At 65.6% G+C, this 26613-nt stretch carries 17 protein-coding genes; 10 read left to right on the top strand and 7 right to left on the bottom strand.

Going from position 1 to position 26613, the window contains the following annotated elements; genetic code table 11:
• The first annotated feature begins 102 nt into the window (after positions 1-102).
• The 3 genes from leuS (at position 103) to holA (ending at position 4396) form a co-directional block, all read left to right on the top strand.
• On the top strand, positions 103-2721 hold the full coding sequence (leuS, locus tag DK842_RS06765; RefSeq protein ID WP_114060777.1) for a leucine--tRNA ligase: 2619 nt from the start codon (positions 103-105) through the stop codon (positions 2719-2721).
• Between the two features lie 135 nt (positions 2722-2856).
• Positions 2857-3411, top strand: a complete 555-nt coding sequence (locus DK842_RS06760) for an LPS-assembly lipoprotein LptE (RefSeq protein WP_114060776.1) — start codon at positions 2857-2859, stop codon at positions 3409-3411.
• Positions 3392-4396, top strand: a complete 1005-nt coding sequence (holA, locus tag DK842_RS06755; protein ID WP_114060775.1) for a DNA polymerase III subunit delta — start codon at positions 3392-3394, stop codon at positions 4394-4396. The genes DK842_RS06760 and holA overlap by 20 nt, the downstream gene beginning before the upstream one ends.
• Positions 4397-4440: 44 nt before the next feature.
• On the opposite strand, the gene DK842_RS06750 is transcribed toward holA, so the two are convergent.
• Positions 4441-5592: an MFS transporter gene (locus DK842_RS06750; protein ID WP_198414650.1), complete on the bottom strand. Its 1152-nt coding sequence runs from the start codon at positions 5590-5592 to the stop codon at positions 4441-4443.
• 150 nt (positions 5593-5742) lie between these two features.
• Here DK842_RS06750 and DK842_RS06745 point away from each other — a divergent pair, with 150 nt between their 5' ends.
• The 6 genes from DK842_RS06745 to DK842_RS24070 all read left to right on the top strand — a co-directional run bounded on the left by DK842_RS06745 (position 5743) and on the right by DK842_RS24070 (position 21533).
• Positions 5743-6618 (top strand): LysR family transcriptional regulator, encoded by an 876-nt coding sequence (locus tag DK842_RS06745; RefSeq protein WP_114060773.1) that lies wholly within the window; start codon positions 5743-5745, stop codon positions 6616-6618.
• Positions 6619-7406: 788 nt separating this feature from the next.
• Positions 7407-8465, top strand: a complete 1059-nt coding sequence (locus DK842_RS06740) for a calcium-binding protein (RefSeq protein WP_168194829.1) — start codon at positions 7407-7409, stop codon at positions 8463-8465.
• A 364-nt stretch (positions 8466-8829) separates the two neighbouring features.
• Complete coding sequence (locus DK842_RS06735) at positions 8830-10974, top strand: type I secretion system permease/ATPase (protein ID WP_114060771.1); 2145 nt, start codon at positions 8830-8832, stop codon at positions 10972-10974.
• 6 nt (positions 10975-10980) lie between these two features.
• Positions 10981-12402 carry an HlyD family type I secretion periplasmic adaptor subunit gene (locus DK842_RS06730; protein WP_114060770.1) on the top strand — a complete coding sequence of 474 codons (1422 nt, stop codon included), beginning with the start codon at positions 10981-10983 and terminating at the stop codon, positions 12400-12402.
• A 1-nt stretch (position 12403) separates the two neighbouring features.
• Positions 12404-13654, top strand: coding sequence for a glycosyltransferase family 4 protein (locus tag DK842_RS06725; protein ID WP_114060769.1), 1251 nt, complete (start codon positions 12404-12406; stop codon positions 13652-13654).
• A 22-nt stretch (positions 13655-13676) separates the two neighbouring features.
• Positions 13677-21533 (top strand): calcium-binding protein, encoded by a 7857-nt coding sequence (locus DK842_RS24070; RefSeq protein ID WP_114060768.1) that lies wholly within the window; start codon positions 13677-13679, stop codon positions 21531-21533.
• Positions 21534-21635: 102 nt separating this feature from the next.
• Here the strand turns inward: DK842_RS24070 and rlmH are convergent, their stop codons facing one another.
• The 4 genes from rlmH to DK842_RS06700 all read right to left on the bottom strand — a co-directional run bounded on the left by rlmH (position 21636) and on the right by DK842_RS06700 (position 23836).
• Entirely contained in the window at positions 21636-22106 is a 471-nt protein-coding gene (gene rlmH / locus DK842_RS06715; RefSeq protein WP_114060767.1) for a 23S rRNA (pseudouridine(1915)-N(3))-methyltransferase RlmH, read from the bottom strand.
• Between the two features lie 66 nt (positions 22107-22172).
• Positions 22173-22541 carry a ribosome silencing factor gene (gene rsfS, locus DK842_RS06710; RefSeq protein ID WP_114060766.1) on the bottom strand — a complete coding sequence of 123 codons (369 nt, stop codon included), beginning with the start codon at positions 22539-22541 and terminating at the stop codon, positions 22173-22175.
• A 78-nt stretch (positions 22542-22619) separates the two neighbouring features.
• Positions 22620-23258 (bottom strand): nicotinate-nucleotide adenylyltransferase, encoded by a 639-nt coding sequence (gene nadD / locus DK842_RS06705; RefSeq protein WP_114060765.1) that lies wholly within the window; start codon positions 23256-23258, stop codon positions 22620-22622.
• Positions 23255-23836: a beta-class carbonic anhydrase gene (locus DK842_RS06700; protein WP_114060764.1), complete on the bottom strand. Its 582-nt coding sequence runs from the start codon at positions 23834-23836 to the stop codon at positions 23255-23257. The genes nadD and DK842_RS06700 overlap by 4 nt, the downstream gene beginning before the upstream one ends.
• Positions 23837-24140: 304 nt before the next feature.
• Between DK842_RS06700 and DK842_RS06695 the strand changes: the two genes are divergently transcribed.
• Positions 24141-24701: an acetate uptake transporter gene (locus tag DK842_RS06695; protein WP_114060763.1), complete on the top strand. Its 561-nt coding sequence runs from the start codon at positions 24141-24143 to the stop codon at positions 24699-24701.
• Positions 24702-24756: 55 nt separating this feature from the next.
• Here DK842_RS06695 and DK842_RS06690 read toward each other — a convergent pair whose 3' ends face one another.
• Positions 24757-25515, bottom strand: coding sequence for a hypothetical protein (locus DK842_RS06690; RefSeq protein WP_114060762.1), 759 nt, complete (start codon positions 25513-25515; stop codon positions 24757-24759).
• Positions 25516-25524: 9 nt separating this feature from the next.
• The gene (locus DK842_RS06685) at positions 25525-26508 is read right to left on the bottom strand and encodes a DUF2804 domain-containing protein (protein WP_114060761.1); all 984 of its coding nucleotides are present in this window, start codon (positions 26506-26508) and stop codon (positions 25525-25527) included.
• Between the last annotated feature and the right edge of the window lie 105 nt (positions 26509-26613).

Genomic DNA, 26613 nt, shown 5'->3' with positions numbered 1-26613 from the left:
AATGGGGCAATCATTTTGCGGACGGGCTGACCGGATGCATGCGCGCGGATCGCGCCCCGGGCAGCCCGCCTTTTGTATTTCAGAGTCCAGACAAAGATCGCCATGCAAGAACAATACAGCCCGCGGGCGGTGGAAGCCGCCGCCCAACAGAAATGGCAGAAGACTGCCGCCTTCAAGGCCGTGGAAGACGCTTCGCGTCCCAAGTACTACGCGCTGTCGATGTTCCCGTATCCGTCCGGCAAGCTGCACATGGGCCACGTGCGCAACTACACCATCACCGACGTGCTGGCCCGCTTCAAGCGCCTGCAGGGCTTCAACGTGCTGCAGCCGATGGGCTGGGACGCCTTCGGCCTGCCGGCCGAGAACGCGGCGATGAAGAACGGCGGCGCGCCGGCGGCGTGGACCTACGCCAACATCGAATACATGAAAACCCAGTTGGACAGTCTGGGCTTTGCCCTGGACTGGGAGCGCGAGCTGGCCACCTGCAAGCCGGACTACTACCGCTGGGAGCAGTGGCTGTTCACCCGCCTGTTCGAAAAGGGCGTGATCTACAAGAAAAACGGCGTGGTCAACTGGGACCCGGTAGATCAGACCGTGCTGGCCAACGAGCAAGTGGTGGACGGCCGCGGCTGGCGTTCGGGCGCGCTGGTGGAAAAGCGTGAAATCCCGATGTACTACTTCCGCATCACCGACTACGCCGAGCAGCTGCTGGCAGACCTGGACCAGCTTGACGGCTGGCCGGAGCAGGTCAAGACCATGCAGCGCAACTGGATCGGCAAGAGCTACGGCTCCGACGTGGTGTTCCCGTACGACGAGGCCAGCATCGGCCACGGCGGCGAATTGAAGGTCTACACCACCCGTCCGGACACGCTGATGGGCGCCACCTACGTCGCCGTCGCCGCCGAGCACCCGCTGGCCACCCAGGCCGCGGCCGGCAACGCCGAGCTGCAGGCCTTCATCGCCGAATGCAAGGCGGGCTCCGTCGCCGAGGCCGACATGGCCAAGATGGAAAAGAAGGGCATGGACACCGGCCTGTTCGTGATCCACCCGCTGACCGGCGAACGCTTGCCGGTATGGGTGGCCAACTATGTGCTGTGGGGCTACGGCGAAGGCGCGGTGATGGCCGTGCCGGCGCACGACGAGCGCGATTTCGAGTTCGCCAACAAATACCAGCTGCCGATCAAACAGGTGATTATGCTGGCGTCCGGCGACGCAGAGTACGACGCCGCCAACTGGCAGGAATGGTACGGCGCCAAGGATGACAGCGTGAAGACGGTCAACTCCGGCAAGTACGACGGCCTGGGCTACCAGGCGGCGTTCGACGCCATCATCGGCGACCTGCAGGCCAAGAGCCACGGCCAGAAGAAAACCCAGTACCGCCTGCGCGACTGGGGCATTTCGCGTCAGCGCTACTGGGGTTGCCCGATCCCCATCATCCACTGCGCCAGCTGCGGCGACGTGCCGGTGCCGGAAAAAGATCTGCCGGTGACGCTGCCGGAAAACGTGATTCCGGACGGCGCAGGCAGCCCGCTGGCCAAGATGCCGGAATTCTACGAAACCAGCTGCCCGAAGTGTGGCGGCGCGGCCAAGCGCGAAACCGACACCATGGATACCTTCGTGGAGTCCAGCTGGTACTACGCCCGCTACGCTAGCCCGAAGTGCGACACCGCGATGGTGGACAAGAAAGCCGCCGACTACTGGCTGCAGGTTGACCAATACGTGGGCGGCATCGAGCACGCCATCCTGCACCTGCTGTACGCGCGCTTCTTCCACAAGCTGATGCGCGACGAAGGCCTGGTGTCGTCGGACGAGCCGTTCAAGAGCCTGCTGACCCAGGGCATGGTGGTGTGCGAAACCTTCTACCGCGACCTGCCCAACGGCACCAAGGACTGGATCGCGCCGCAGGACGTGATCCTGGAACGCGACGCCAAGGGCAAGATCGTGGCGGCCACGCACCGCGCGGACGGCCTGCCGGTGGTGGTGGGCGGCATCGAGAAGATGTCCAAGTCCAAGAACAACGGCGTGGACCCGCAGGAATTCATCGAGAAATACGGCGCCGACACCGCGCGCCTGTTCATGATGTTCGCCGCGCCGCCGGAGCAGAGCCTGGAGTGGTCCGACGCCGGCGTGGAAGGCGCGTTCCGCTTCCTCAAGCGCCTGTGGAAGAGCGCGCGCGAGCATGTCGAGGCCGGCGTGGCCGCGCCGTACGCAGCGGGCGAGCTGAACGCCAGCCAGAAGGAGCTGCGCTTCAAGCTGCACAGCACCATCCAGAAAGTGGCAGACGATTACGGCCGCCGCCAGCAATTCAACACCGCCATCGCCGCGGTGATGGAGCTGTTGAACGCCTACGACAAGGCCGACACCACAGGCGAGACCGGCCGCGCCGTGGCGCAGGAAGTGCTGGAAGCCGTGACGCTGCTGCTGTCGCCCATCGTGCCGCACGTCTGCGACGGCATCTGGAGCGAGCTGAAGCCGGGCACCGAGCTGCTGGCCCAGGCCTGGCCCAAAGTTGACGAAGCCGCGCTGGTGAAGAGCGAGATCGAGCTGATGGTGCAGGTGGCGGGCAAGCTGCGCGGCAGCGTGACCGTGGCCGCGGACGCCTCCAAGGACGCGATCGAAGCCGCCGCGCTGGCGCACGAAAACGTGATCAAGTTCATGGAAGGCAAGCCGGCCAAGAAGATCATCGTGGTGCCGGGCCGCCTGGTGAACATCGTCGTCTAACGCAGCGGAACCAGCCCTTGATGCCGATCGGCGTAAGGGGCTGCCAGCCACTCTGGAGCCGATGTCGGCTATGCGGCGCGGGGCAGACGCTTCCGCGCCGTTTTGACTGGCGGGTGATCCGCCATGGGGAATGCAATGAAAAAAACTCTGCGCTACGCGCTGCTGGCCGGCGTGGCCTTGCTGCTCACCGCCTGCGGCTTCCATCTGCGCGGCCTGGGCGGCACGCTCAAGCCGCTGCCGTTCTCCACGATGTTCCTGGAGGCCGGCGGCAAGAGCATCGAGCCGGATCTGCGCACGGTGTTCGCGCGCGATCCCAAGCTGACGGTGATGCCTGCGCCCAAGGGCGCGCAGGCGGTGGTGAGCGTGGTCAGCGAGAATCAGTCCAAGGACATTCTGACCATCAATACCGGCGGCCGCATCAACGAGTACCAGCTGACTTATACCGCGGTGGTGCGCACGGTGATAGGCGGCGTGCCGGTGGAGCCGGACATGGTGGTGACCGTGCGCCGCAGCCTGAACTACTCGGATAATCAGGTGTTGGGCAAGCAGCAGGAAGAGGACCTGCTGTGGGCCGACGCGCGCCGCGACGCCGCCGAGCAGGTCGTGCGTCGCATGGCTTATCTGAAAGTGCCGGCCGCGCCGCTGGCGGGTCCGATCAGCGTGAAGCCCGATGCCGTCCCTCAGCCCTGACGCGCTGAGCGCGGCGCTGGGCAAAGGCCTGGCGCCGCTGTACCTGGTGCATGGCGAAGAGGCGCTGCTGGCGCTGGAGGCGGCCGACGCCGTGCGCCGCGCCGCGCAGGCGGCCGGCTACCAGGAACGTGAGGTGCTGACGGTGGAGGCCGGTTTCGACTGGTCGCAGCTCACCGACTCCATGTCCAGCGTGTCGCTGTTCGCCTCGCTGAAGCTGCTGGAAATCCGCATTCCCGGCGGCAAGCCGGGTGTCGAGGGCGCGGAGGCGCTGCAGCGCTTGGCCGCCCAGCCGCCGCAGGACACCATTACCCTGATCACGCTGCCCAAGCTGGAGAAAGCGCAGCAGCAGAGCAAGTGGTTCACCGCGCTGGAAAAAGCGGCGCAAGTGGTGGAGGCGCGCCCGGTGGGCCGCGCCGAGCTGCCGGGCTGGATTGCCCGCCGGCTGAAGGCCCAGGGCCAGCAGTTGGGCGCGGAGGCGCTGGCGTTCTTCGTCGACCGGGTGGAAGGCAATCTGCTGGCCGCGCGCCAGGAGGTGGACAAGCTGGCGCTGCTCTATCCCAAGGGCGAGCTGAGCCTGGCCGATCTGCAGGCGGCGGTGGCCAATGTCGCCCGTTTCGACGTGTTCCAGCTGTCCGAAGCCTGGCTGTCCGGCGACACGCCCAGGCTGACACGGATGCTGGACGGGTTGATGGCCGAAGGCGAGGCGCCGGTGCTGGTGTTGTGGTCGCTGGCGGAAGACGTCCGCATGCTGCTCAAGCTGCGGCAGGGCCTGAAAGATGGCCGCCAGCCGCGCGACATGGCGCGCGAGCTCCGGCTATGGGGCGAGAAGCAGAAGCTGGCGGAGCCGGCGCTGCGCCGCATCGGCCCGCGCAAGCTGATGGCAGCCTTGTCTGAGTGCGCGCGCATTGATCGCCAGATCAAGGGCGTCGAGCCGGGAGAGCCTTGGCAGACCATGCGGGCGCTGGCCGTCGGCCTTGCCGCCTGACCGTCCTATCTCTCCCGAAACGGGCCGCATCCGCGGCCCGTTTTTCATGTCTGCGCCGGGGAGGGCGCGGTTTGGGCGACGCTCAGCGCGGAAGCGGCCAGCAGCGCGGTCAAGGCGAAGGCCGCCGCCAGCAGGCTGAGATTGGACAATCCCCAGCCATGCTCCAAGGCCAGGCCGCCTGCCCAGGCGCCCAGCGCATTGCCCAGGTTGAACGCGCCGATGTTCAAGGTGGAGGCGCGCGACGCGGCCGAACCGGCCAGGCGGATGATCCAGGCCTGCAGCAACATGCATACGGCGAAAGCCGCGGCGCCCCAAGCCGCCACCAGCGCCAAGGCGACGGACTGTTGCGCGGCGAAATGATGGAACAGCGCCAGGCTGAGCCCTGTCGTCGATAAGCTGCCGGCAAGGCTGGGCGCCAGCCTCCAATCCGCCAGCCTGCCGCCCAGCCAGCCGCCCAGCCAGCCGCCTGCGGCGATGCCCAGGCCGCACAGCAATAGCGCCTGGCTGTCCTGCGCTGGCGGCAAAGCGCTTTGCGTCCGCAATATCGGCAATAAGTAAGTGAAGAAACTGAACATGCTGCAGGAGGCCAGCACGCTGCAGCCCAATGCCAGCCAGACTTGCCCGGGCAGGCAGATCCGCAGCAGCAGCAGCGTCAACAGCCCCAACAGCCCCAACAGCCCCAGCGCCATCACCGCGGCGAAGGTGGCGCGCCAACCGGCCCATTGTCCCAGCAGGGCGCCGCCGGGCACGCCCAGAATATTGGCCAGCGTCATTCCGGAAAACATCAAGGCCATCGCGCGTCCGGCCATGCCGGCGGGCGCCAGCCTCGCGGCCAGCACGGCGGCCGCACCGATGAAGCTGGCATGGCTGAACGCGGTGACGATGCGCGCAAGCAGCAGGCTGTATAGGCCGGGGGCCAGCAGGCAGCCCAGATTGCCGGCGATGAAGATCAGCATCAGGCCGCTCAAGGCGCGTTTCTCCTCATGGCGGGAAACCATGCCGGCCAGCAGCGGCCCGCCAGCGACCACGCCCAACGCGTAGGCGGAAACCAGGTAGCCCGCGCGGGGCAGGTCTATCGCCAAGTCGGCGGCGATAGCGGGCAGCAGGCCCATGATCACGAATTCGGCGGTGCCGATGGCGAAGGCGGCGACGGCCAGCGCCAGCAGCGCGGGGGAGGACAAACGGGTATTGGACATGGGGACGACCTTCGTGGCCGGCATGGGGCCGGAGTGGATGGCCGGCCAGATTAGGTTCTTCCATTCAGGGGGAAAAAGCAGGGTGCTCCGCCGCACTTTGCGGAGCCGAACGGCAGGAATCTGGCTGCACTGGCGGGCGGAGGAGAGGTTATGCCGGAGTCATTGAGCGAGTTGGCGGTGTTTGTCGAGGTGGCGGGGCAAGGGAGTTTCGTCGGCGCGGGCAGGGTGCTGGGAGTGTCGGCGTCGGCCGTGGGCAAGCGGGTCAGCCATTTGGAAGCGGCGCTTGGCGCGAGGTTGTTCCACCGCAGCACGCGGGCGCTGACCCTGACTCTGGAGGGGGAGAGGGCATTGGCGCGCGCTCGCGCCATCCTGGCGGAGGCGGTCGCCATGCGGGAAGAGGCTGCGCAGTCGCGAAACGATCCCGAGGGCGTGTTGCGTCTGAGCCTGCCGCCGATAGGCGGATTGCTGATGCCGCAATTGTCGGAATTTCAGCATCTCCACCCGCGGCTGGCCTTGGAGCTGGATTACAGCGATCGCAATGTGGACTTGATCGAGGAGGGCTTCGATGCGGCGGTCCGGGCGGGCGCGGCAGAGGAGGGCAAGCTGCGGAGCCTGCCGTTGCCCGGTTTCAAACGCCTGCTGGTGGCGGCGCCGTCTTATCTGGCGCGCAGCGGCGAGCCATCGCACGCTGGCGATCTGGCGGCTCACCGGCTGATCCACTATCGCTCGCCCAACAGCGGCAAACTGGAGTCCTGGCCTGTGGGGGGCGCGGCCTTGCCGACATCGCTGGTGTGCAATAGCGTGCATGCGAGGCTGGAGTTCGCGTTGCAAGGGCATGGCATCGCTTGCTTGCCGGACGCTTCCATTCGCCGCGAGCTGGCTGCTGGCGCGCTGCGCCCCCTGCTGGGCAGCGAGCATGGCGAAGAAACGCCATTGCGCTTGCTGTGGCCATCGTCGCGTGGCGCGCCGGCGCGATTGCAGGCGTGGCTGGCGTTTATTGGCCGATGGCAGTCTGTGGATAAATAATCGAATGGTGGGATGCTGTGGATAAATCAGCGGCGGACGGGGGACGGATCGAATGCCGCTCGGGCTGGCATGTTTTGTGGAGGAAAGCCGTAAGCCCGTTTTCTGTTTTGTCAGGCGGGATTTTTCTGAGCGACGGAATGAATATCCTGGTTTGCCAGGCAGGGTGTTCTACGGCGTAGTGATGCGCAAACGTCTAAGTAATTTCACCTAATTGTTAATATTATTTTATTTCTGCTACTTTGATTATTTATTTAGAGCGATAAGTTTAATTCTCCGGCATGCGCGCTAATCAACTGAATCGCTGGAGTAAAATTGATGTTTCCACATCTCGCTGAGCGTGGGATTGCAGCGTGGCGGAAGCTTTATGGACATTGGCTTTGTGAATTATTACCGTAGGTTAAAATTAACACCCTTCATTAGATCGGATTTTGCTATTCAGGGCTATAAAATGCCAACCTGAAATATTGTCCATTTCAGTGGAAACATGTCTGATTCCGTCAGTGAAAACCTTGCTCGGCTTCAATGCCAGGTCCATGCGGCGACTCGGTCCTCCCGGCCCAGGCCTGAGCTTTTTCACGGACTCTTTTCTTTCAGCGGCTTGCCTGCCGTGTCTTTGCTGTCCAGTTCTCTTTTACCGGTAAACACCCAGCGATTATTGCCGGGCGGAACGCTTGCGTCTGACTCGACCCAGGCATCGTTTGCCCAAGATGGCGCGCGCGGGGGTAGCGCGCGGACTCACGCTGAGAACGAAGAATAAAACACGATCAATCAATCAGAAGGCACAAAAAATGACGACTTCGCAAAATAGCGCCGACGCGGTGATGGAACAAGAAGGCGGGGAGTGGGAAGGCACGCCGCAGGCGGATGTATTGAGCGGCGGAGCGGGCGACGACGTGCTGAACGGTTACGAGGGGGATGACACGCTGCAAGGCGGAGACGGCAACGACACCCTGTTCGGAGATGCCGGACATAACATGCTGGAAGGCGGCCGTGGCGACGACCGCCTGTTTGGCGGCGTGGATGGCGATCTTTACCTGTTCAATCTGGGCGACGGCAACGACGTCATCTTTGACAACGCGCTGGAGAAGCGCAACGAGGCCGACGTCAATCCGGCCTACCGCGACGAGCTGCGTTTCGGCGCGGGCATCATGCCGCAAGACATCGAGCTGCTGCATGTGGGCAATGACCTAGTGCTGCAGCATGGCAATGGCGAGGATTCCGTCACCATCCAGAACTGGTTTGTCGACAAGCGCTACTGGGTGGAGCAGATCCGCTTCGCCGACGGCACGCTGTGGACCATAGACGATCTGGCGCAGCGGGTGATCATTCAGACCGGCACCGACCGCAAAGAGGCGATGTCCGGCTGGATGGGCAAGGACCACCTGATCGGCCTGGCCGGCAACGACACCCTGAACGGCCGCCAGGGCGACGATTGGCTGGAGGGCGGCGCGGGCAACGACACCCTCAACGGAGGCGAGGGCAATGACACCTACCGTTTCGGTCGCGGCGACGGCGCGGACCTGGTGCAGGATTCCGGCGGGCGGGATGCGCTGGAGTTTGACAAGGGCGTCAACGCCGATCAGCTGTGGTTCCGTCGCCAGAACAACAGTCTGGAAGTCAGCGTGATCGGCGGCGGCGACAAGGTGGTGGTGGACAACTGGTTCGGCAGTGCCGCCAATCAGCTGGAAATCATCCGCTCCGGCGATGGCAAGGCGCTGGCGGCTTCGCAGGTGCAGGCGTTGGTGACGGCGATGGCGGCGTTCAATCCGCCGGCTGCCGGTCAGATGACGCTGCCTGCCGATTATCTGGCCGGCTTGCAGACGGTGATGGCATCCAGCTGGAAGTAATTGAACAGGTTTGATGTTTGATGGCAAAGCCACGCATGCAGATGCGTGGTTTTTTATTTTTGGCGACAGGTGAATGGAGGAGGAGATATTTAGAGTTTTAGCTATGTAAGTAGTGATACGTATCAACAGCGGCGTGATTTGTGCCGGTCTAGCGATAAAACGGAATGAATGACGAGGGTAGTTTTGGCCTGTCTGATTCGGGGTGGTTGATCAAAGATGGAAATTCTATGGTAATCAGCCTTTGTTTGACTTCGCTGGTGGATTGGCAATTTTTTAATTGGTAAAAATTAACATTTTTGTTTAAAGGAAAAGCCGGTATTTTCCTTTGCAAATCCCCATCCTTTTTGCCAGTTCAATTAAAAACATGTCAGATCCTATTAGCGGCCAAGCCGCGGCGGGGGCATTAGCGCCGGACCACGGCTTGCTCGGCCTGGTGCTGCTGGCCCAGTTTCACGGCATTGCCGCCGACCCCGAGCAGCTTTCCCACCAATTCGGCCGCTCCGCCGAACCCTTCTCCGAAACCGATCTCCTCCTCGCCGCCAAGCATCTGGAACTGAAGGCCAAGATCGTCCAGCAGCCGCTGGACCGCATCGGCCTGATGGCCTTGCCGGCGCTGGCGCTGGCGGCCAATGGCGAGCACTTCATCGTCGCCCGCTGCGACGGCGACAAAGTCTTGATCCACGATCTGAAGCAGGGCCGTCCCGCGGTGTTGAGCCTGGACGAGCTGGCGGCGCGCTACGACGGCCGGCTGCTGGTGGTCGCCTCGCGCGCGTCGGCGGCGGGGGCCTTGGTCAAGTTCGATTTCACCTGGTTCGTGCCGGCCATCGTCAAGTACCGCAAGCTGCTGTTGGAGGTGCTGGGCGTGTCCTTTGTGCTGCAGCTGTTCGCGCTGGTGACGCCGCTGTTCTTCCAGGTGGTGATGGACAAGGTGCTGGTCAATCGCGCCTTCAACACGCTGGACGTGATCGCCGTCGGCCTGTTGGCGCTGTCGGTGTTCAATGTGGTGTTGTCCGCCTTGCGCGGCCACGTGTTCGCCCACACCACCAGCCGCATCGACGTGGAGCTGGGCGCGCGCTTGTTCCGCCATCTGCTGGCGCTGCCGCTGGCCTATTACGAGGCGCGCCGCGTCGGCGATACGGTGGCGCGGGTGCGCGAGCTGGACAGCATCCGCAACTTCCTCACCGGCCAGGCGCTGACCACGGTGCTGGACCTGCTGTTCTCCTTCGTGTTCCTGGCGGTGATGTTCTATTACAGCGGCTGGCTGACGCTGATCGTGGTGATCTCGCTGCCGTGCTACGCCGCCTGGTCGGCGCTGTTGACGCCGGTGCTGCGCCGGCGGCTGGACGAGAAGTTCGCCCGCGGCGCCGACAACCAGTCCTTTCTGGTGGAGTCGGTGGGCGGCATCGGCACCATCAAGTCGATGGCGGTGGAGCCGCACATGACGCGGCGCTGGGACAACCAGCTGGCGGCCTACGTGGCCGCCGGCTTCCGGGTGACGCGGCTGGCCAATATCGGCCAGAACGGCGTGCAGCTGATCCAGAAGCTGGTGACGGTGGCCACCTTGTGGCTGGGGGCCAAGCTGGTGATCGGCGGCGATCTGTCGGTCGGCCAGCTGATCGCCTTCAATATGCTGGCCGGCCAGGTGGCGGCGCCAGTGGTGCGCCTGGCCCAGCTGTGGCAGGACTTCCAGCAGGTGGGCATCTCGGTGGAGCGGCTGGGGGACATCCTCAACACCCGCACCGAGCTGCCGGCCAGCCGCGCGGCGCTGCCGCCCATCCAGGGCAAGATCGAGTTCGACCAAGTGGTGTTCCGCTACCGCCCGGACGGTCCGGAGATCCTGCGCAAGCTGAGCCTGGACATCCGCGCCGGCGAGGTGGTGGGCATCGTCGGCCGCTCCGGTTCCGGCAAGAGCACGCTGACCAAGCTGGTGCAGCGGCTGTACGTGCCGGAATCCGGCCGCGTGCTGGTGGATGGCAACGACCTGGCCCTGGCCGATCCGGCCTGGCTGCGCCGCCAGATCGGCGTGGTGCTGCAGGAGAATCTGCTGTTCAACCGCAGCGTGCGCGACAACATCGCGCTGTCCGATCCGGGCATGTCGCTGGACGCGGTAATCCGCGCCGCCAAGCTGGCCGGCGCCCACGATTTCATCATGGAGTTGGCCGAGGGCTACGACACCATGGTCGGCGAACATGGCGCCAGCCTGTCCGGCGGCCAGCGCCAGCGCATCGCCATCGCCCGCGCGCTGGTCTGCAACCCGCGCATCCTGATCCTGGACGAGGCCACCAGCGCCTTGGACTACGAGTCTGAGCGCGCGGTGATGCAGAACATGCGCGCCATCTGCCAGGGCCGCACCGTGCTGATCATCGCCCACCGCCTGTCCACCGTGCGCGGCGCCCACCGCATCATCGCGATGGACAAGGGGGTGATCGTCGAAGCCGGCAGCCACGCCGAGCTGGCGCAGAAACCGGGCGGCTACTACGCCCATCTCCACAGCCTGCAGCAAGGATAAGCCGCGATGAAACATCAGATAGAAGCGATGCGCGGCTTCCTGCGGCGTTACCGCCAGGCCTTCGCCGACCATTGGTCCATCCGCCACCAGCTCGACCCCAAGCCGCGCAGCGAGGACGAGCTGGCCTTCCTGCCCGCCCACCTGGAGCTGACCGACAGCCCGGCCTCGCCCCTGCCGCGCTGGAGCATGCGCGTGATCGTGGCATTGTTCGCCTGCGCGCTGCTGTGGGCGCTGGTCGGCCAGCTGGACATCGTCGCCGTCGCCGGCGGCAAGACTGTCAGCGGCGGCCGCACCAAGATCATCCAGCCGCTGGAGCCCAGCGTGGTCAAGGCCATCCACGTGCGCGACGGCCAACTGGTCAAGGCCGGCCAGCTGTTGATCGAACTGGACGCCACCGCCGCCGGCGCCGACAACCGCAAGGCCGGCGACGCGCTGGAAACCGCGCGCCTGGCCGCCGCCCGCTACCAGGCGCTGCTGGCGGCGCTGGACAACGGCCGGCTGCCGCAACTGGAGACGCTGGACGGCGTCGACCCGGCCAAGCAACTGAGCGAGGAAACGCTGGCCGTCGGCCAGTGGCGCGCCTACCAGGCCAAGCGCGACGCGCTGCAGGCGACCTTGCGCCAGCGCGAGGCCGAGCTGTCCACCACCCGCCAGCAGGTGATCAAGCTGCAGGGCACGGTGCGGCTGGCCGAAGCGCGCGAGCATGACTACCAGGAGCTGCTGGACAAGAACTTCATCTCCAAGCACGCCTACCTGGACAAGCAGCAGGCGCGGATCGAGCAGCAGGGCGACCTGGCCAGCCAGCAGAGCCGCATCCAGGAACTGGCCGCCGCCATCGCCAGCCAGCGCGAAGAGCTGGAAGCGCTGACCGCCAACTTCCGCAGCGACGCGCTGGACAAGCTGCGCGAAGCGCGCGAGCAGGCCACCCAGTCCGGCGAGGAAGTGAAGAAGACCGGCCGCCGCCAGGCGCTGACCCAGCTCACCGCGCCGGTGTCCGGCAGCGTGCAGCAACTGGCCATCCACACCGTCGGCGGCGTGGTGACCGAAGCGCAGCCCTTGCTGGCCGTGGTGCCGGCCAACGAGACGCTGGAAGTGGAAGCGCAGATCGAGAACAAGGACATCGGCTTCGTCCGGCCCGGCCAGGCGGTGACGGTGAAAGTGGAAAGCTTTCCCTACACCCGCTACGGCTATCTGGACGGCGTGGTGGAAACCGTCAGCCACGACGCGCAACAGGACGAAAAGCGCGGCCTGCTGTTTCCCGCCCGCATCCGGCTGAAGCAAAGCCACCTGGTGATAGACGGCGCGCGCGTCAACTTGAGCGCCGGCATGGCGGTCAGCGCCGAGATCAAGACCGGCAAGCGCCGGGTGATCGACTACTTCCTCAGCCCGCTGCAGGAGCACGTCGGCGAAGGCATGCGGGAGCGTTGAGATGAAGATCCTGCTGATCCACCAGAATTTCCCCGGCCAGCTGCGCCACATCGCCGATGATCTGAAAACCCGGCCAGGCATCGACCTGCTGGCGGTGGGGCGCGACACCGCGCCCGGCCTGCAGGGCGTGCGGCTGCTGCGCTACAAGCCGCACCGCCAGCCCAGCCGCCAGGCCCACCCCTATCTGTACAGCTACGAGGACGCGGTGCTGCACGGCCAGGCGGTGCTGCGCAGCTTGCAGCCCTTGGCCAATCGCGGCTACCGGCCCGACGTCATCCTCGCCCATCCCGGCTGGGGCGAGACGTTGTTTCTGAAAGACCTGTTTCCGAACGCGCGGCTGATCCACTACTGCGAATTCTTCTACCACGGCCACGGCGCCGACGCCGACTTCGACCGGGAATTCCCGCTCAGCCTGGACGGCGCCGCGCGGCTGCGCGCCCGCAACGCGCTGCACCTGCTCAACCTGGAAAACGCCGACGCCGGCATCTGTCCCACCCACTGGCAGCACAGCCTGCATCCGGCCGCTTACCGCGACAAGCTGCATGTCGCGCACGAAGGCATCCGCACCGAGCTGCTGGGTCCTGATCCGGCCGCCGAACTGGCGCTGCCGAACGGCCGCGCGCTGCGCGCCGGGCAGAAGATCGTCACCTACGTCGCGCGCAACCTCGAGCCTTACCGCGGCTTCCACGTCTTCATGCGCGCGCTGCCCGAGCTGCTGCGCGCCGAGCCCGATTGCCAGGTAGTGATCGTCGGCGGCGACGGCGTCAGCTACGGCAGCGCGCCGACGGACGCGGCCAATTGGCGCGAAAAGCTGCTGCGCGAAAACCCCGTCGATCCGAGCCGCGTGCACTTCCTCGGCAAGGTGCCGTACGAGGTCTACCGCAAGGCGCTGCAGGTGTCGGCGGTCCACGTCTACCTGACCTATCCCTTCGTGCTGTCGTGGAGCTTGCTGGAGGCGATGGCCAGCGGCTGCCGCATCGTGGCGTCGGACACCGCGCCGCTGCGGGAAGTGATCCGCGATGGCGTGAACGGAAATCTGGTGGGCTTCTTCGACCGGGAGGCCTTGATCGAGAGGGTGAGAGAGGCGTTGCGCGAGGACGCGCCGGAAATGCGGCGGCAGGCGCGGCGGACGGCGGAGCGGTACAGCGTCGAGCAGGGCTTGGACGCTTACAGGAATTTGCTGGGCATCGCTGCTTCTGATGTGGCGGATGGAGTGGCCGCGCGGGAAAGCGATGCCTGGTTTAGGCAGTAGTCCGATAACAGAAAGGTAAAAAATGACGACTTCGCAAGGCAATGCAGGCGCCGGAACGGGCAAGACGTGGAACGGTACCGATAAAGGAGAACTGATCAGCGCGGGGGATGGCGACGATACCCTGAACGGTTACGGCGGCGACGATACGCTGAACGGCGGCCCCGGCAATAATTTGCTGGATGGCGGCGACGGCGACGACAGCCTGACTGGCGGCAACGGACATGACACGCTGGCCGGCGGCCGCGGCGACGATACGCTGGTGGGCGGGGTGGACGGCGATGTCTACCTGTTCAATCTGGGCGACGGGCGCGATCTGATTCTGGACAACGCGCTGAACAAGGCCGATGCGGCCGACACCGACCCGGCTTATCGCGACGAACTGCGCTTCGGCGCCGGCATCGCGCCCCAAGACATCGTTTTGCAACATATCGGCAACGATCTGGTGCTGCAACTCCGCAATGGCGACGATTCCGTCACCATTCAGAACTGGTTCGCAGGCAAGGCATTCTGGATCGAGAATATCCGTTTCGCCGATGGCACCAACTGGACGATCGCCGACTTGGCGCAGCAGGTGCTGGTGCAGACCGGCACCGAGGGCAAGGACAAGTTGAAGGGCTGGATAGGCAAGGATCATCTGATCGGCTTGGGCGGCAACGATATTTTGCTGGGGGGCGATGGCGACGACACGTTGCAAGGCGGCGATGGCGATGATCTGCTGGATGGCGGCAGCGGCCGCAATGTGCTGGAAGGCGGCAAGGGCAACGATACCTTGATCGGCGGCGCGGACGCCGACGTCTACATCTTCAATCTGGGCGACGGCGCGGACGTGATCCGCGAAACGGCCAACGTGGATGTCTCGGTGCAGGACGAAATCCGCTTCGGCGCGAGCATCGCGGTCAAGGACATGGTTGCGGTGCGGGTGGGCATGGACCTGGTGCTCAAGCACGCCAACGGCATTGACAGCGTGAAGGTGGAAGGCTACTTCGCCGCAGTCGGCAGCCGCGTGGAGCGCATCGTGTTCGCCGACGGCACGGTCTGGACCCAGGCCGATCTGCGCGTAACGCTGACCGGCACCGACGGCGACGACACTCTGACCGGCTGGGAAGGCAGCGATGTGCTGATCGGCGGCGCGGGCAACGATGTGCTGATCGGCAACGGCGGATCGGACACCCTGATCGGCGGCATCGGCAACGACACCCTGGTGGGCGGCGCCGGCAGCGACGTGTACGTGTTCGAGGCCGGCTACGGCCATGACGTGATCGCCGCGCACAATGTGGACGTGGCGGTGACGCTGCATGACGAGATCCACTTCGGCGTCGGCATTTCGGCGTCCGACATCCGCGTGCAGCAAGTGGGCGACGACATCGTGCTGCTCCACGTCAATGGCAGCGACTCCATCACCATCCAGGGCGGCTTCAGCATCGAGCACGGCTGGCAGGGCCAGATCGTGTTCGCCGACGGCAGCGTGTGGCTGGGCGCGGAGCTGATCCAGCGCGTGGTGGGCATGCAGAACGGCACTGATGGCGACGACCTGCTGCAGGGCGAGGACGGCGCGGACATTCTCGACGGCGGCGCCGGCAACGACACGCTGATCGGCGGCAATGGCGACGATACCTTCCGCGGCGGTTCCGGCAACGACGTGCTGGTGGGCAACAAGGGCCGCGACGTGTTCGAGTTCGGCCTGGGCGGCGGCCGCGACCAGATCAACTACGGTGTGGCTGCGGCCAAGATGGCGCAGTACAGCAAGGGCGACCAGATCCGCTTCCTGGCGGGTATCAAGGCGGCCGATGTGAAGGTGTTGAAGTCCGGCAATGATCTGGTGCTGATGCTGGCCAACGGCCAGGACGGCATCACCATCAAGAACGGCGCGGTAGACAAGATGGGCTGGGCCGGCGAGGTGGTGTTCGCCGACGGCGTCCGCTGGAGCGCGGCCGATCTGCAGAAGCTGATCGTGGTCGGCGGCAACGATACCATCAAGGGCAGCGCCGGCGACGATGTGCTGGTCAGCGTCGGCGGCACCGTGGTGCTGGAAGGCGGCAAGGGCAACGACACGCTGAAAGGCGGCGCCGCGCACGACATCTACGTGTTCAACCTGGGCGACGGCAACGACGTCATCATCAACAACTCGGTCAACGTTTCCGTCAGCCACCAGAGCGAAATCCGCCTGGGCGTAGGCATCTCGGTTTCGGACATCGTGGTGGTGCGCGCCGGCAACGACGTGATCCTCAAGCACGTCAACGGCAGCGATTCCATCCTGATCCAGAACTGGTTCAGCGCGACTTCCGCCCAGGTGGGCAGCGTGATCTTCGCCGATGGCACCAGTTGGACTTCGGTGCAGATCAGCCTGTGGGCGAACGGTCTGCATGTCGGCGGCGACGGCAACGATATCCTGATCGGCGGCAATGTCAGCGACACGCTGCAAGGCGGCGCCGGCAACGACGTGCTGATCAGCGTAGGCGGCAGCGCCGTGCTGGAAGGCGGCAGGGGCAACGACACGCTGAAGGGCGGCGCGGGCCGCGACATCTACGTGTTCAACCTGGGCGACGGCAACGACGTCATCATCAACAACTCGGTCAACGTTTCCGTCAGCCACCAGAGCGAAATCCGCCTGGGCGTGGGCATCTCGGTTTCGGATATCGTGGTGGTGCGCGCCGGCAACGACGTGATCCTCAAGCACGTCAACGGCAGCGATTCCATCCTGATCCAGAACTGGTTCGGCGCGACTTCCGCCCAGGTGGGCAGCGTGATCTTCGCCGACGGCACCAGCTGGACCTCGGCGCAGATCAGCCAGTGGGCCTGCGGCGTCATCACCGGCGGCGCGGGCGACGATCTGCTGCAGGGCGGAGCCGGCAACGATGTGCTGGACGGCGGCGCAGGCAATGACACCCTGATCGGCCTGGGCGGCGACGACACCCTCAAGGGCGGAGCCGGCAACGACGTGCTGGATGGCGGCGCGGGACGCGACGTCTACATCTTCAACTTGGGCGACGGCCAGGACGTGATCCGCTTCGACGGCAGCAATACGGCGGCGGCTTGGAGCGCCGGCGACGAAATCCGCTTCGGCGTCGGCATCGCCGTCAGCGACATCGTCGTGGTGCGCAGCGGCCTGGACGTGATCCTCAAGCACCGCAACGGCCAAGACAGCATCACCATCCAGAACGCGCTGACCGTCAACGCCAACTGGGGCGGCCACATCGCCTTCGCCGGCGGCGCCAACTGGAGCTTGGTGGAACTGCTCAGCCTGTCCGGTGCGACGCTGACCGGCACCGAGGGCAAGGATACGCTGACCGGGGGCAAGGGCAACGATGTGATCTTCGGCCTGGGCGGCGACGATGTTTTGATCGGCGCGGACGGCAATGACAGTCTGTTCGGCGGCGCCGGCAACGACTCGCTGAACGGCGGCAACGGAGCCGACCTGCTGGAAGGCGGCGAGGGCGACGACACGCTGATCGGCGGCGAAGGCGGTTGGGGCGAAGAACGCGACACCCTGAGGGGCGGCGCGGGCAATGACCTGCTGATCGCGGCCTCCCAAGGCTGGAACAATGTGTTGGAAGGCGGTGCCGGCAACGACACGCTGCGAGGCAGCTACGCGCGCGACATCTACCTGTTCAATCTGGGCGATGGCCAGGACCTGATCATCGAAAGAGACAATGGAGGACGCGGGGCCGGCGACTACAACGACGAGCTGCGTTTCGGCGCCGACATCAAGGACACCGACATCCAGGTGGTTCGCAGCGGCAACGACATGGTGTTCCGCCACATCAACGGCCAGGACAGCGTGACGGTGAAGGACTGGTTTGCCGACAGGAACTATTGGGTCGAGCAGATCACCTTCGCCAGCGGCGTGAAGTGGACGGCGGACCAGCTGATGAAGCAAGGCGTGCCGCTGGTGGGCACCGAGCTGGGCGACACGCTGCGCGGCGGCAACGTCGACGACTGGATGCTGGGCAACGGCGGCAACGACTCGCTGTACGGCGGCAACGGCAACGACCTGCTGGAAGGCGGAGCAGGCGATGACGGCCTGTACGGCGAAGAAGGCAACGACACGCTGAAGGGCGGTCTGGGCAACGACTCGCTGAACGGCGGCAATGGCTCGGACCTGCTGGAAGGCGGCGAGGGCGACGACACGCTGTTCGGCGGCGACGGCGGCTGGGGCGAAGAACGCGACACCCTGAGGGGCGGCGCGGGCAATGACCTGCTGATCGCGGCCTCCCAAGGCTGGAACAATGTGTTGGAAGGCGGTGCCGGCAACGACACGCTGCGAGGCAGCTACGCGCGCGACATCTACCTGTTCAATCTGGGCGATGGCCAGGACCTGATCATCGAAAGAGACAATGGAGGACGCGGGGCCGGCGACTACAACGACGAGCTGCGTTTCGGCGCCGACATCAAGGACACCGACATCCAGGTGGTTCGCAGCGGCAACGACATGGTGTTCCGCCACATCAACGGCCAGGACAGCGTGACGGTGAAGGACTGGTTTGCCGACAGGAACTATTGGGTCGAGCAGATCACCTTCGCCAACGGCGTGAAGTGGACGGCCGACCAGCTGATGAAGCAAGGCGTGCCGCTGGTGGGCACCGAGCTGGGCGACACGCTGCGCGGCGGCAACGTCGACGACTGGATCCAGGGCAACGGCGGCAACGACTCGCTGTACGGCGGCAACGGCAACGACCTGCTGGAAGGCGGGGCGGGCGATGACGGCCTGTACGGCGAAGAAGGCAACGACACGCTGAAGGGCGGTCTGGGCAACGACTCGCTGAACGGCGGCAATGGCTCGGACCTGCTGGAAGGCGGCGAGGGCGACGACACGCTGTTCGGCGGCGACGGCGGCTGGGGCGAAGAACGCGACACCCTGAGGGGCGGCGCGGGCAATGACCTGCTGATCGCGGCCTCCCAAGGCTGGAACAATGTGTTGGAAGGCGGTGCCGGCAACGACACGCTGCGAGGCAGCTACGCGCGCGACATCTACCTGTTCAATCTGGGCGATGGCCAGGACCTGATCATCGAAAGGGACAATGGAGGACGCGGGGCCGGCGACTACAACGACGAGCTGCGTTTCGGCGCCGACATCAAGGACACCGACATCCAGGTGGTTCGCAGCGGCAACGACATGGTGTTCCGCCACATCAACGGCCAGGACAGCGTGACGGTGAAGGACTGGTTTGCCGACAGGAACTATTGGGTCGAGCAGATCACCTTCGCCAGCGGCGTGAAGTGGACGGCGGACCAGCTGATGAAGCAAGGCGTGCCGCTGGTGGGCACCGAGCTGGGCGACACGCTGCGCGGCGGCAACGTCGACGACTGGATCCAGGGCAACGGCGGCAACGACTCGCTGTACGGCGGCAACGGCAACGACCTGCTGGAAGGCGGGGCGGGCGATGACGGCCTGTACGGCGAAGAAGGCAACGACACGCTGAAGGGCGGTCTGGGCAACGACTCGCTGAACGGCGGCAATGGCTCGGACCTGCTGGAAGGCGGCGAGGGCGACGACACGCTGTTCGGCGGCGACGGCGGCTGGGGCGAAGAACGCGACACCCTGAGGGGCGGCGCGGGCAATGACCTGCTGATCGCGGCCTCCCAAGGCTGGAACAATGTGTTGGAAGGCGGTGCCGGCAACGACACGCTGCGAGGCAGCTACGCGCGCGACATCTACCTGTTCAATCTGGGCGATGGCCAGGACCTGATCATCGAAAGGGACAATGGAGGACGCGGGGCCGGCGACTACAACGACGAGCTGCGTTTCGGCGCCGACATCAAGGACACCGACATCCAGGTGGTTCGCAGCGGCAACGACATGGTGTTCCGCCACATCAACGGCCAGGACAGCGTGACGGTGAAGGACTGGTTTGCCGACAGGAACTATTGGGTCGAGCAGATCACCTTCGCCAGCGGCGTGAAGTGGACGGCGGACCAGCTGATGAAGCAAGGCGTGCCGCTGGTGGGCACCGAGCTGGGCGACACGCTGCGCGGCGGCAACGTCGACGACTGGATGCTGGGCAACGGCGGCAACGACTCGCTGTACGGCGGCAACGGCAACGACCTGCTGGAAGGCGGAGCAGGCGATGACGGCCTGTACGGCGAAGAAGGCAACGACACGCTGAAGGGCGGTCTGGGCAACGACTCGCTGAACGGCGGCAATGGCTCGGACCTGCTGGAAGGCGGCGAGGGCGACGACACGCTGTTCGGCGGCGACGGCGGCTGGGGCGAAGAACGCGACACCCTGAGGGGCGGCGCGGGCAATGACCTGCTGATCGCGGCCTCCCAAGGCTGGAACAATGTGTTGGAAGGCGGTGCCGGCAACGACACGCTGCGAGGCAGCTACGCGCGCGACATCTACCTGTTCAATCTGGGCGATGGCCAGGACCTGATCATCGAAAGGGACAATGGAGGACGCGGGGCCGGCGACTACAACGACGAGCTGCGTTTCGGCGCCGACATCAAGGACACCGACATCCAGGTGGTTCGCAGCGGCAACGACATGGTGTTCCGCCACATCAACGGCCAGGACAGCGTGACGGTGAAGGACTGGTTTGCCGACAGGAACTATTGGGTCGAGCAGATCACCTTCGCCAGCGGCGTGAAGTGGACGGCGGACCAGCTGATGAAGCAAGGCGTGCCGCTGGTGGGCACCGAGCTGGGCGACACGCTGCGCGGCGGCAACGTCGACGACTGGATGCTGGGCAACGGCGGCAACGACTCGCTGTACGGCGGCAACGGCAACGACCTGCTGGAAGGCGGAGCAGGCGATGACGGCCTGTACGGCGAAGAAGGCAACGACACGCTGAAGGGCGGTCTGGGCAACGACTCGCTGAACGGCGGCAATGGCTCGGACCTGCTGGAAGGCGGCGAGGGCGACGACACGCTGTTCGGCGGCGACGGCGGCTGGGGCGAAGAACGCGACACCCTGAGGGGCGGCGCGGGCAATGACCTGCTGATCGCGGCCTCCCAAGGCTGGAACAATGTGTTGGAAGGCGGTGCCGGCAACGACACGCTGCGAGGCAGCTACGCGCGCGACATCTACCTGTTCAATCTGGGCGATGGCCAGGACCTGATCATCGAAAGGGACAATGGAGGACGCGGGGCCGGCGACTACAACGACGAGCTGCGTTTCGGCGCCGACATCAAGGACACCGACATCCAGGTGGTTCGCAGCGGCAACGACATGGTGTTCCGCCACATCAACGGCCAGGACAGCGTGACGGTGAAGGACTGGTTTGCCGACAGGAACTATTGGGTCGAGCAGATCACCTTCGCCAGCGGCGTGAAGTGGACGGCGGACCAGCTGATGAAGCAAGGCGTGCCGCTGGTGGGCACCGAGCTGGGCGACACGCTGCGCGGCGGCAACGTCGACGACTGGATGCTGGGCAACGGCGGCAACGACTCGCTGTACGGCGGCAACGGCAACGACCTGCTGGAAGGCGGAGCAGGCGATGACGGCCTGTACGGCGAAGAAGGCAACGACACGCTGAAGGGCGGTCTGGGCAACGATACGCTGAATGGTGGTAACGGCAACGATACCTACCGTTTCGGCCGCGGCGACGGCGCGGATCTGGTGCAGGATTCCGGTGGGCAGGACGCGCTGGAGTTCGACAAGGGCATCGACGCCAGCCAGCTGTGGTTCCGCAAGCAGAACAATAGTCTGGAAGTCAGCGTGATCGGCGGCGGCGACAAGGTGGTGGTGGACAACTGGTTCGGCAATGCCGCCAACCAGCTGGAAACCATTCGCTCTGGCGACGGCAAGGCGCTGGCGGCTTCGCAGGTGCAGGCGCTGGTGACCGCGATGGCGGCGTTCAACCCGCCGGCGGCGGGCCAGATGACGCTGCCGGCCGATTACCAGGCGGCCTTGCAGCCGGTGATGGCGTCCAGCTGGAAGTAAGCGTCTAGTCCCTGCCGCGTCTGGCGCGCGGCGGGAGCCGCAAAAACGACAGCCCCGTCGGCTCAGGCCGCGGGGCTGTTTTCATGGCAGAGCGGTGGTGCGCTATTCGCGATGATAAGGGTGGTTGTTGAGTATCGAGTAGGCGCGGTAGATCTGTTCGGCCAGCATCACCCGCACCATGCCATGGGGCAAGGTCATCGCCGACAGCTGAAGCAGCACGTCGGCGCGCTGCTTCAGCTCCTGCGACAGGCCGTCGGCGCCGCCGATGATGAACACCACGTCGTCGCCGCCCGCCATCCAGTCTTTCAAGCCCTCGGCCAGCTTGACCGAGGTCCAGTTCTTGCCGCGCTCGTCCATCACCACCAGCCGCGCGCGCGGCGGGATGGCGGCCATCAGCCGCTCGTGTTCGGCGGCGATGCCCTTTTCGGCGGTGACGCCGCCGCCGCGCTTCTCCGGCTTGATCTCTTTCAGCTCAAGGGAAATGTCGCGGCCGAAGCGTTTGGCGTAGTCGGAATAGGCTTCGTCGACCCAGCGCGGCATCTTGGTGCCGACGGCGAGTATGGTGATCTTCATGGCGGAAACGTTGGCTGAGGAGAAAACAAAAGGGCGGGAAAACCCGCCCTCTTCAGGTGAGCCGGCTTACACCGCCGACCACGGCTTGCCGGCGCCCGGCGCGAAGCTGGGCTTCTGGCCGCCCCACAGCGCTTCGATGTCGTAGTAGTCGCGCACGGCGGGCAGCATCACGTGCACCACCACGTCGCCGGCATCCACCAGCACCCATTCGCCGCTTTCGTGGCCTTCGCTGCCGACGATGTCCACGCCGGCTTCCTTCAGCTTCACCTGCACGCTGTTGGCCAGCGCCTTCACCTGGCGGTTGGAGTCGCCGGTGGCGACGATCATGCGTTGGAACAACGAGGTGAGCGAGCTGGTATCCAGTTCGATGATGTCCTTGCCCTTGACGTCTTCCAGGGCTTCCACTGCCAGTTTGCTGATTTCTTGGATTTCCATGATTCCTTTTCCTGTGCCGGTACATAGCAGGCACAGGCGCCGGCAAGAGGTACCAAAAAGAGCGGGTAAGGCGCTGCCTTACCGGTATAGCCGCTGCCGGCGGATATAGGCCAGCACGGCGGGATCGATCAGGCCGTCCACCGGCTCGTCGGCTGCCAGCAGCGCCCTCAAGCGGGTGGCGGACAGGTCGAGCGGCGGCAGGGCCAGGGGGCGGATTGTACCGGAAGCTGTTCGATTTGAAAAATCAGAGACTTGGCGAGTCTTCCATTCCTGGAAAACTTCGGGGGGCAGGGCGGCGGGATCGAAGCCGGGCCGCATCGCGACGGCGAGGTTGGCGAGGCGGAACAGTTCACGCCAATTTTTCCAGGAGGACAGCGCGGCCAGCGAGTCGCCGCCGATCAGGAACCACAGTTCGGCGGCGGCGCCCAGCTCGGCGCGCAGCTCGCGCAGCGTGTCCACGGTATAGGCGGGACGGGCGCGGCGGATTTCCCGTCCGTCCGCCAGCAGCTTGGCGTCGCCGGCGATGGCCAGCTTCACCATGTCGAGGCGCTGGGCCGCGCTGGCGCGCGGACCTTCCGCGCGGTGATAGGGCTGGCCGGCTGGAATCAGCCTGACGAGGTCAAGGCCTAGCTCGCCGGCGAAGGCGCGGGCCATGCGCAGGTGGGCGTGGTGGACGGGGTCGAAGGTGCCGCCGAACACGCCGACGCGGGCGTTCATGCCGCCGGCGCTTCCTCGTCGCCGTAGCCGTTGATCACCACCTCCAGCCGACCGGTGGACGGGTGGATCACCATGCCGTGCACTGGAACGTCTTTGGGCAGCAGCGGATGGTTGCGGATGGTTTGCACGGTGTGGCGCACGCTGTCGGATACGTTGTCGAAGCCTTTCAGCCAGCCGTCCAGGTCGATGCCGGCGGCGCGCAGCGTGGCGATGGTGTCTTCCGACACGCCGCGCTCCATCGCGTGCTCCAGCACGCGCTGCGGATCGACCGCGCGCATGCCGCAATCGCGGTGGGCGACCACGCAAATCTCGTCGGCGCGCAGCTCGTACACCGCCATGATCAGGCTGCGCATCACCGAACCCCAGGGGTGGGTGATCAACGCGCCAGCGTTCTTGATCAGCTTGGCGTCGCCGTTCTTCAGGCCCATGGCCTTGGGCAGCAGCTCCACCAGGCGGGCGTCCATGCAGGCCAGCACGGCCAGGCCCTTGCCGGGAAATTTGTCGGTTTTGTATTGCTCGTACTCGCGGTTTTCCACGAAGGCGCGGTTGTGTTCGAGCAGGGTATTCAGTCGGTCCATGGCTACGGTTTCCTGTGCGGATATCGGGACGGATTCACCTGTGCGTCCGGCGGGCGCACAGGTGAATTCGCTCTGGAGGTTTTGCTCTAGTTCGGGCGGCATGCTACCACCAGTCGGCTGGAGCGGGGCGTAAATTCGCGCTTGAGCCGGCTGGTGAAGGTGGGGGCCGCGGCGGGGATTGCAAGCCTGGCTTTGTCTTGTCATTGATTATACAGAGTTTGACGAATGTCCTTGCCGCAGCCGGCCGGCTTGCCTAGAATCGCGCCTCTTTAAATATTACTGCTTGCTTATTCTGGAGCGCTTCGTGAACGAAAAACTGGCCAACCCGGCCCCGCTGGGCCTGATGGGCTTCGGCATGACCACCATCCTTCTCAACATCCACAACGCCGGCTTCTACCCGATCAGCGCGATGATCCTGGCGATGGGCCTGTGCTACGGCGGCCTGGCGCAAATCGTGGCCGGCATCATGGAATTCCGCCGCGGCAACACCTTCGGCGTCACCGCCTTTCTGTCCTATGGCCTGTTCTGGCTCAGCCTGGTGCTGCTGATCGTGCTGCCCAAGACCGGCCTGGCCGATCCGACGCCGGAAGGCTACATGGGCTGGTATCTGCTGATGTGGGGCGTGTTCACCTTGTTCATGCTGGTGGGCACCGTCAACTACCCGCGCGTCAAGCAGTTCGTGTTCGCCTCGCTGACCGTGCTGTTCTTCCTGCTGGCGGCGCGCGACTTCACCGGCAGCAAGCTGATCGGCATGATCGCCGGCTTCGAGGGCATTGTCTGCGGCGCCAGCGCCATCTATCTGGCAATGGCCACCGTGCTCAACGAGCAATACGGCCGCACCGTGTGGCCGGTGGGCGCGCGCTGAGCGCGATCCGGCCCCGCATTCCGACGCCCCGCATGGGGCGTTTTTCATTTGATGCTCAATGGCGATGTCGCCCCAGCCACATCACAGCCAGTTGCACCAGCGCGGCCAGGCTCAGCGCCAGCAGAAAAGCGGAAGCGGCCGGCAGCTGTCCCAGCGAGCCGGCCAGCGCCAGGCAGAAGGCGATGAAGGCGTAGAAGCCGCGCACCATGCCGCGCAGCAGGCGGATGGCGGCGGCGGGGCCGGCGCTGGCATGGGTGAAGGCGCCCAGCACGCTGGCCAGCACCGGAAACACCGCCAGCGCGCCGCTGAGCGCAGGACCCAGCCTGTGCGACAGGCTGGTGATGATCAGCACCAACAGCGCGCCGGCCAGCATGCGCGGCGCCATGCCGGCTTCGCGCGGCGCGCCTTGCGCGGCCGCGGCCGGCGGCGCGGGGAACAGCCGGCCCGCCAGCGGCAGAAAGGCCAGCGCCAGCCAGGCGGCCAGCCATGGCGCGGCCGCCGCCGACGGGCTGGCGGCGACTGCCAGCGCGTAGCCGACCACGCCCAGCGCCAGGCAAGGCGGCCAACGCCAGCGCAAGGCCGCCCAGCTGTAAGCGATGCCGAACACCACGTTGGCGGCGGCGCCCAGCGCCGAGGCCAGCGCGGCCTGGCGGGTAAAGTCCGGGCCCTGTTCCAGCGTCAGGATCAGCAGAATGGAGCCGGTGATCACCGGGAAGCCGGCCAGCGCGCCGGCCACGCCCGGCCCCCATTTTCTGGCGGCGGCGGTGATCAGCCAGATCAACGCCGGCACCAGCAGCAATTTCAATAACAGCATCTGTGTGTCCTACCAGCGCGAAACATGGTCTTCCGCCACGCCGGCCAGCGCGCGCACCGGGTGGCGCGCGCCGCTGTCCGGATCGATCAGCGCGCCGTCGAAGCGGCCCACTGGCTGCACGTAGCGGCTGGCGGCGACGATCAGGTTCTTGTCCTCGCGGCGCGCGCCTTCCGGCGTGAAAACGAGGTCGACCAGCCCGTCGGCGCTGCGGATGCGCCACGGGGCCAAGGGGGCGTCCGGCTGGTAGTCGAAGTCGGCGGCGCCCACGCGCCACAGGCGGCCGTCCAGCCACACCGCGTTTTCCTCGCTGCCCATATAACCCTGTTGCAGATTGAAGCCGATGCCGGGGCCGTGGGCGCTGGCCCAGCGCCAGCTGGTTTCCCGCGCCAGCAGGCCGTTGGAGTAGTCGAGCGAGGCGGTCGCCGCGGATAGATCGTAGCGTCCGGCCGCGCAGCGCGCTTCGCCGCGCGCGGGCAGGCCGCCGCTCTTGTGAGTGCTGTGGGCGAGGTAGTTGGCCGGGGCCACCACCGCCAGCACCGGCGGCATCGCGGACAGGTCGATCTCGGCTTCGAGGCTCAGGCCGCGGCTCGCCACGCGCAGGCGCAGCGCGTCGCCGGCGCGTTCGAAAACGAAGCGTTGGCCGAAGCGCTCGAAGCGGGCGTCGCCAAAGGCGCGGTTCTCCACTTTGGCGGCGTAGCCCGGCAGGCCGTTGGCGCTGGCGGCGGCCAGCACCTTGCCTTGGCGGCGATCGAACAGATAGGAGAAGGCGGTGCCGTTCCAGCCCACATCCACGACGGCCATGGCGATCAGGAAGTCGTCATGGGCGAGGGCCGCGTATTGCCAGCGTTTGTGGCGCAGGCATCGGGTCAGCCGCTGCATCGGCGTCAGTGCCAGCCGCCAGTCCAGATCGGGCACGATGCCCTGGTAGACGCCGAAGGCGGCGCGGCCGTCCGGCAGCGCGAGGCGGGATGGTGCGGAGGGCAAGGCGGGCATGGCGCGGCTCCGGTGCGGGGATTGCGATCGAGTCTAGCCGAATCCGCGCGCCGTGGCAGCCTGCTACAAATGTTTAGCATTGCGCACAATCCGGCGCATGCCATG

Origin of the sequence: Chromobacterium phragmitis (assembly GCF_003325475.1) — a bacterium.
Lineage (GTDB): Bacteria > Pseudomonadota > Gammaproteobacteria > Burkholderiales > Chromobacteriaceae > Chromobacterium > Chromobacterium phragmitis.
This window is presented reverse-complemented; position numbering and strand designations above follow the sequence as displayed.

What these genes read in the sequence shown, in the direction of transcription:
- nadD (WP_114060765.1), bottom strand. Translation starts at nt 23,258, where the DNA reads ATGAACGCCCGCGTCGGCGTGTTCGGCGGCACCTTCGACCCCGTCCAC.
- DK842_RS06740 (WP_168194829.1), top strand. Translation starts at nt 7,407, where the DNA reads ATGACGACTTCGCAAAATAGCGCCGACGCGGTGATGGAACAAGAAGGC.
- holA (WP_114060775.1), top strand. Translation starts at nt 3,392, where the DNA reads ATGCCGTCCCTCAGCCCTGACGCGCTGAGCGCGGCGCTGGGCAAAGGC.
- DK842_RS06725 (WP_114060769.1), top strand. Translation starts at nt 12,404, where the DNA reads ATGAAGATCCTGCTGATCCACCAGAATTTCCCCGGCCAGCTGCGCCAC.
- DK842_RS06690 (WP_114060762.1), bottom strand. Translation starts at nt 25,515, where the DNA reads ATGCTGTTATTGAAATTGCTGCTGGTGCCGGCGTTGATCTGGCTGATC.
- rlmH (WP_114060767.1), bottom strand. Translation starts at nt 22,106, where the DNA reads ATGAAGATCACCATACTCGCCGTCGGCACCAAGATGCCGCGCTGGGTC.
- leuS (WP_114060777.1), top strand. Translation starts at nt 103, where the DNA reads ATGCAAGAACAATACAGCCCGCGGGCGGTGGAAGCCGCCGCCCAACAG.
- DK842_RS06745 (WP_114060773.1), top strand. Translation starts at nt 5,743, where the DNA reads ATGCCGGAGTCATTGAGCGAGTTGGCGGTGTTTGTCGAGGTGGCGGGG.
- DK842_RS06750 (WP_198414650.1), bottom strand. Translation starts at nt 5,592, where the DNA reads ATGTCCAATACCCGTTTGTCCTCCCCCGCGCTGCTGGCGCTGGCCGTC.
- DK842_RS24070 (WP_114060768.1), top strand. Translation starts at nt 13,677, where the DNA reads ATGACGACTTCGCAAGGCAATGCAGGCGCCGGAACGGGCAAGACGTGG.
- DK842_RS06730 (WP_114060770.1), top strand. Translation starts at nt 10,981, where the DNA reads ATGAAACATCAGATAGAAGCGATGCGCGGCTTCCTGCGGCGTTACCGC.
- rsfS (WP_114060766.1), bottom strand. Translation starts at nt 22,541, where the DNA reads ATGGAAATCCAAGAAATCAGCAAACTGGCAGTGGAAGCCCTGGAAGAC.
- DK842_RS06760 (WP_114060776.1), top strand. Translation starts at nt 2,857, where the DNA reads ATGAAAAAAACTCTGCGCTACGCGCTGCTGGCCGGCGTGGCCTTGCTG.
- DK842_RS06685 (WP_114060761.1), bottom strand. Translation starts at nt 26,508, where the DNA reads ATGCCCGCCTTGCCCTCCGCACCATCCCGCCTCGCGCTGCCGGACGGC.
- DK842_RS06700 (WP_114060764.1), bottom strand. Translation starts at nt 23,836, where the DNA reads ATGGACCGACTGAATACCCTGCTCGAACACAACCGCGCCTTCGTGGAA.
- DK842_RS06735 (WP_114060771.1), top strand. Translation starts at nt 8,830, where the DNA reads ATGTCAGATCCTATTAGCGGCCAAGCCGCGGCGGGGGCATTAGCGCCG.